Raw genomic sequence first — 6,327 nt, 5'->3', positions numbered from 1 at the left:
CCCCCCCCCCCCCCCCCGGGGGTGGGCACCCCGGAGCGAGGAACGAGCGCAGGGGTGACCTCCCCCGCCTCGGGGGGTGTGGGGGGTCGTCCCCCCACGATGACTCGTCCCCCCACAGCAACACTGACGCTCCTCGAGGGGCCTGAGCCTGGTCCGCTGCTGCGGATCTGCGCCGACCGGGAGCGGCTGCGCCGGACGCTGGTGGTGGTGACCGGCAACGACCAGGCCACCGACACGCTGCGGCGGATCTTCGTGCAGATGTTCCAGGATCTGGACCTGACCCCCGAGGAGATCGCGCGGCGGTTCGTGATCGTGACCGCGCCCGGCGGCGTGCCGGCCAAGAAGGCGGCCGATGCGGGGCATCCGCTGATCGAGGCGCCCGAGCCCACGGCGTTCGGCGCGCTGTCCCCGTACGCGCTGGTTCCGGCCGGGCTGGCGGGGGCGGATGTGGCGGGCCTGCTGGACGGCGCGGCGCGCGTGCTGCCCTCGCTGACCCGTCCGGAGAACAATCCGGGCCTGGTACTGGGGGCCATCCTGGGCGGCGCGGTGCGTTCCGGCCGGGAGACGATGGTGCTCGGCGGCTATCCCGCCACGGCGTCCGGCGGCGCCGATCCCGGCCTGGCCGACTGGATCGCGCCGCTGCTGGCGGACGCGACCGGCGGGCGGCTGCTGCCGGTGGTGCAGCACGGCGGCCTGCCGGTGGTCCCCGACGATGATCTGTTCCTGGTGACCCTGGAGGGTCGGCCCCGGCAGGACGACGCCACGGTGTCGGGGCCCTTGGCCGCGCAGCTGGTGCTGTGGGAGTACGCGGCGGCGGTGGCCGCGCACCTGCTGGACGCCGATCCGCTGCGGCCGCTGGAACGCGACCCGGCCGAGGCCGCGCCCGACCCGGTGATGTTCTTCGACGGCGACCCCGGGCAGGCCGTCGAGGTGCACACCTCCGACCCGGCGTTCGCCGCCGCGCCCGACCTCGCCGCGCTGCTGGAGGCGGTGGTCAGGAGGGCCGCCGCGGCGAGCCATCTGGCGATCGTCGCGCATCTGGATCCCGACCTGGCGCGCGGGCAGGGCGCGCAGGTCAGGCGGCTGGCGGCGCTGCTGGCCGCGCGCTGCGCCCGGCCCGTGACGATCAGCTGGGGCGCCCGTTACCCGGCGGTCGGGAATGATCACCGGGAGAAGGGCGTATATCTGATGATGACCGGGAACGTGGTCCACGACGTGCCGGTGCCGGGCCGGCACCAGCGGCTGGGCCCGCTGCAGGTCGCGCGGGCGCTCGGCGAGGCCCGGGCGGCCTCGCGGGGCGGGCGGCCGGTGGTCCGGCTGCATCTGCAGGACCGCTGGGCGGGTCTCGCCCGGCTGCTGGAGACCGCGCGGGGAGGGCCATGAGCCCGGCCACCGCGCGACGGCGCGCTCCGGCGGCACCTGCCCGGGCGACAGGGGCTCCGGCGGCGGGCGGCCCTGCCGATCGCAGAGTGGCCGACCGCGGAGTGAACGATCGCATACCGACGACTGGGATACGGGCGGCACCGTGGGCAGGAACGGTCCACGGCACCGTCCGAGAAGAGGGGACCATCACGTGACCAAGACACCCAACCCGCTCCGGGATCCCCGGGACAAGCGGCTGCCGAGGGTGGCGGGCCCGTGCGTGCTGGTGCTGTTCGGCGTCACCGGAGACCTGGCGCGCAAGAAGCTGCTGCCCGCGATCTACGACCTGGCGAACCGGGGGCTGCTGCCGCCGGGCTTCTCGCTGGTCGGCTTCGCCCGCCGCGACTGGGACCACCAGGACTTCCGGCAGATCGCCTACGAGTCGGTCAAGGAGCACGCGCGGACGCCGTTCCGCGAGGACGTCTGGGAGCACCTGTCGGAGGGCATGCACTTCGTGCCCGGCGAGTTCCACGACCCCGGGGCGTTCGACGCGCTGGCGATGGCGGTCAAGGAGCTGGACGAGAGCCGCGGTACGGGCGGCAACTACGCCTTCTACCTGTCGATCCCGCCCAAGTTCTTCCCGCGGGTGGTGGAGCAGCTGCAGCGCAGCGGGCTGGCCGAGCACGACGAGGGCTCCTGGCGCCGGGTGGTGGTGGAGAAGCCGTTCGGGCACGACCTGGCCAGCGCCCAGGAGCTGAACGCCACCGTGCACCGGGTCTTCCCCGAGGAGTCGATCTTCCGGATCGACCACTACCTCGGCAAGGAGACCGTGCAGAACATCCTGGCGCTGCGGTTCGCCAACACGATGTTCGAGCCGATCTGGAACCGCTCGTACGTCGACCACGTGCAGATCACCATGGCCGAGGACATCGGCATCGGCGGCCGGGCCGGCTACTACGACGGGATCGGCGCCGCCCGCGACGTCATCCAGAACCACCTGCTCCAGCTGCTGGCGCTGACCGCGATGGAGGAGCCGACCTCGTTCAGCGCCGAGGCGGTCCGCGCGGAGAAGGCCAAGATCCTGTCGTCGGTACGGGTCCCGGGCGAGCTGGACCGGGCCACCGCGCGCGGCCAGTACGCGGCGGGCTGGCAGGGTGGCGTGAAGGTCCAGGGCTACCTGGAGGAGGACGGCATCCCGCAGGAGTCCAGGACCGAGACCTACGCGGCGGTGAAGCTGGAGATCGACAACCGGCGCTGGGCCGGGGTGCCGTTCTACCTGCGCACCGGCAAGCGCCTCAGCCGCCGGGTGACCGAGGTGGCGCTGGTGTTCCAGCAGGCTCCGCACCTGCCGTTCTCGCAGACCGACACCGAGGAGCTGGGCGAGAACGCCCTGGTGATGCGGGTGCAGCCGGACGAGGGCATCACGGTGCGGTTCGGCTCCAAGGTGCCCGGCACCTCGATGGAGATCCGCGACGTCAACATGGACTTCGCCTACGGCGAGTCGTTCACCGAGGCCTCCCCCGAGGCCTACGAGCGGCTGCTGCTGGACGTGCTGATCGGCGACCCCCCGCTGTTCCCCCGGCAGGAGGAGGTCGAGCTGTCCTGGGAGATCCTCGACCCGATCGAGGAGTACTGGACCACGCAGGGCGCCCTCGACCAGTACAAGTCCGGCGGCTACGGCCCCGACAGCGCCGACGAGCTGATGGCGCGCGACGGCCGCGCATGGAGGCGACTCTGAGATGAACATCGACCTCACCAACACCAGCACCCGCCGCATACAGGACGCGCTGACCAAGGCCCGGCACCTGATGGGCGGCCCCGCCGTGGGCATGGTGCTGACCCTCATCATCGTGACCGACGAGTCGGCACAGTACGACGCCGTACGGGCGGCCACCGAGGCGGCCCGCGAGCACCCCTGCCGCGTGCTGACGGTCATCTCCCGCGACTCGCGCGGCAGTTCCTCGCGGCTGGACGCGGAGATCCGGATGGGCGAGACCGGGCCGGGCGAGACCGTGCTGCTGCGGATGTACGGCCCGCTGGCGATGCACGCCGACTCGGTGGTGGTCCCGCTGCTGATGCCCGACACGCCGGTGGTGACCTGGTGGCCGGGCGGCAAGGTGCCGGCGGCGCCGAGCGACGACCCGCTGGGCCGGCTGGCGCAGCGCCGGGTCACCGACGCCTACGCGGCCCGCGACCGGCTCGGCACGCTGGCCCGGCTGGCCAACTCGTACCGGCCGGGCGACACCGACTTCACCTGGACCCGGCTGACCTCGTGGCGGTCGCTGCTGGCGGCCGCGCTCGACCAGGACCACGACGAGGTCCTGTCCGGCGAGGTCGCGGCCGAGCCCGACAGCCCCAGCGCCGAGCTGCTGGCGGCCTGGCTGTCGGTACGGCTCGGCGTGCCGGTCTCGCGGGTGGTCTCCGACGGGCCCGGGATCACCGGCGTCCGGCTGGCCACGACGTCGGGCGACCTCGCGGTGTCGCGTCCCGACGGGCGGGTGGCCACGCTGTCGCGTCCCGACCAGCCCGACCGGCAGGTGTCGCTGATGCGGCGGCCGCTGCCCGAGCTGCTGGCCGAGGAGCTGCGCCGGCTCGACCCCGACGAGGTCTACCGGGACGCGGCGACGCGCTTCGCCAAGGACCTGGCGTCCGTGGTCGAGCGGCCGGACCATCCGACGGCGGTGTCGGCCCCCGAGGGCGCCGAGGCCCGGGAGGAGGAGTGACTCCCCCCTCCGTCCTGGTGCACCGTGACCAGGAACTGCTGGCCAAGGCCGCGGCGGCGCGGCTGGTGACCCGGATCGTGGACGTGCAGACCGCGCGCGGCGGCGCGTCGATCGTCCTGACCGGCGGCGGTGTGGGCACGGCGGTGCTCGCCGAACTGGCCGCGACCGGCGCGCGGGACGCGATCGACTGGTCGCGGCTGGACATCTGGTGGGGGGACGAGCGGTTCCTGCCGGCCGGTGACCCCGAGCGCAACGAGACCGGGGCGCGCGCCGCCCTGCTCGACCATGTGGACCTCGATCCGGCGCGGGTGCATCCGATGCCCGCGACCGACGGTCCCGACGGCGCCGACCCGGAGGCGGCGGCGGATCGCTACGCCACCGCTCTGCGCGCCGCGTCCCGTCCCGAGGACCATGGCCCGGTGCCCTCGTTCGACATCCTGATGCTCGGCGTCGGGCCGGACGCGCACGTGGCGTCGCTGTTCCCGGAGATGCCGGCGCTGTACGACGAGCGCCCGGTGGTGGCGGTACGCGGCGCGCCCAAGCCGCCGCCGACCCGGATCTCGCTGACGTTCCCGGCGATCCAGTCCGCGCAGGAGGTCTGGCTGCTGGCCGCGGGCGAGTCCAAGGCCACGGCCGTCCGGATGGGGCTGTCGGGGGGCGGCCCCGTACAGGTCCCGGTGGCCGGAGCGCGGGGCCGGCAGCGCACGCTGTTCCTGCTCGACCGGGCGGCGGCGGCCCAGCTGCCGCCGGGTATCCAGCGCATCGCCTCACCCTGACCGACCGCGCCTCTGCGGCCCGTCCTGACCGGCCCGTCCTTCGACGGCCCGTGTTTCCCTCGCCCGCCGGGCATAGTCTGGCGGGCGAGGGAACGCCCTTTTTAGGGCGAAAGGTCCGAGTGTTGAGGAGGTCCGACGTGCTGGAGGGCCGGGCGACCACGCCAGGCAGGGGCAGTGCCGGCCAGAGAGCAGCCGGCAGGAGAGCGGCCGGCAGTACAGCAGCCGGATTCAGGGCCGGTGTGGCGGCCGGTTGCGCGGTGCTGCTGCTGGCCGCCGGATGTTCTTCGGGCGGCGACGGCGGGCCGGGCGGGGGTGACGGCCCCGCCGGCAAGCTCGCCATCACACCGGCGAACGGCACCCGCGAGGTGGCGCCCGACCAGCCGGTGACGGTCAAGGCCGAGGACGGCAAGCTGGCCGGCGTCACCGTGGCCGATCCCAAGGGACGCAAGGCCGAGGGCAAGCTCGCCGCGGACGGCCTGTCCTGGCGTACGAGCTGGGGCCTGCGGCCGGCGACGACGTACACCGTCACCGCCACGGGCTCGGCGGACGGCGGCAAGGCGCTGACCTCGACGTCCACGTTCACCACCCTGACGCCGAAGCAGAAGCTGGAGAGCGGCATGTCGCCGCTGGAGGGCGAGAAGGTCGGCGTCGGGATGCCCGTCCAGCTGCTGCTCAGCAAGCCGGTCTCCACCAAGGAGGGCCGCGCGGCGGTCGAGCGGTCGCTGCAGGTGCGGATGTCCAAGCCGGTCGAGGGCGCCTGGTACTGGATCAGCGACAAGGAAGTGGACTTCCGGCCCCGCGACTACTGGCCCGTCGGCCAGAAGGTCCAGGTCATCGCGCACCTGGCCGGGGTAAAGGCGGGCGAGGGCCTGTGGGGCGTGAAGGACCGTACGCTCAACTTCACCGTCGGCCCGCGCCACATCACCCGGATCGACGCCAAGGACTACAAGGCCACGGTCACCGACGGCGGCCGGACCGTACGGACGATGAAGGTCAGCCTGGGCAAGCCCGGCGACGACAGCTACTCCGGCACCATGATCGCGCAGGAGAAGGTCGCCGCCATGGTGATGGACTCGGCCACCACCGGCAATCCGGGCGAGTACCGGACGCCGACCAAGTGGAACGTCCGGATGACCTACAGCGGCACGTTCATCCACTCGGCGCCCTGGTCCACCGGCTCGCAGGGCAGCGCCAACGTCAGCCACGGCTGCGTGAACGCCGCCCCGGGCGACGCCAAGTGGTTCTACGACTTCACCAACCGGGGCGATGTCATCGAGGTCGCCGGGACCACGCGCAAGCTCCGGTTCGGCAACGGGCCGACGCCGTGGGCCAAGTCGTGGCAGGACTGGGTCGAAGGCAGCGCGCTGGGCAAGCCCGTCCAGGGCCTGCCCCTTGCCTGAGCCTGTGCGACGAAAGTCGGTCCTGGTGGCGACCTACGGATACTGTCCCGGGCGCCGGAGCTGAGT

The 6,327-nt window shown here is 73.3% G+C and carries 5 protein-coding genes; all 5 read left to right on the top strand.

Going from position 1 to position 6,327, the window contains the following annotated elements:
* Positions 1–99 precede the first annotated feature (99 nt).
* The 5 genes from ACH34Q_RS39165 (at position 100) to ACH34Q_RS39145 (ending at position 6,261) form a co-directional block, all read left to right on the top strand.
* Complete coding sequence (locus tag ACH34Q_RS39165) at positions 100–1,383, top strand: hypothetical protein (RefSeq protein ID WP_395988249.1); 1,284 nt, start codon at positions 100–102, stop codon at positions 1,381–1,383.
* A gap of 190 nt (positions 1,384–1,573) precedes the next feature.
* Positions 1,574–3,100, top strand: coding sequence for a glucose-6-phosphate dehydrogenase (zwf, locus tag ACH34Q_RS39160; RefSeq protein WP_395988248.1), 1,527 nt, complete (start codon positions 1,574–1,576; stop codon positions 3,098–3,100).
* 1 nt (position 3,101) lies between these two features.
* Positions 3,102–4,085, top strand: a complete 984-nt coding sequence (locus ACH34Q_RS39155) for a glucose-6-phosphate dehydrogenase assembly protein OpcA (protein WP_395988247.1) — start codon at positions 3,102–3,104, stop codon at positions 4,083–4,085.
* Entirely contained in the window at positions 4,082–4,861 is a 780-nt protein-coding gene (gene pgl, locus ACH34Q_RS39150) for a 6-phosphogluconolactonase (RefSeq protein WP_395988246.1), read from the top strand. Before ACH34Q_RS39155 ends, pgl begins: the two co-directional genes overlap by 4 nt.
* 239 nt (positions 4,862–5,100) lie before the next feature.
* A complete protein-coding gene (locus ACH34Q_RS39145; protein WP_395988245.1) occupies positions 5,101–6,261 on the top strand; it encodes an Ig-like domain-containing protein in 1,161 nt (386 codons plus the stop codon).
* Positions 6,262–6,327: the final 66 nt, after the last annotated feature.

Origin of the sequence: Actinomadura sp. 9N407 (assembly GCF_044326315.1) — a bacterium.
Classification (GTDB): Bacteria; Actinomycetota; Actinomycetes; order Streptosporangiales; family Streptosporangiaceae; genus Spirillospora.
The sequence above is the reverse complement of the archived record's forward strand: the minus strand, read 5'-3'. Positions and strand labels throughout refer to the sequence as shown.

Bases quoted from the DNA above. Each gene is read 5' to 3' on its own strand.
- ACH34Q_RS39165 (WP_395988249.1), top strand. From the start codon at position 100: ATGACTCGTCCCCCCACAGCAACACTGACGCTCCTCGAGGGGCCTGAG.
- ACH34Q_RS39155 (WP_395988247.1), top strand. From the start codon at position 3,102: ATGAACATCGACCTCACCAACACCAGCACCCGCCGCATACAGGACGCG.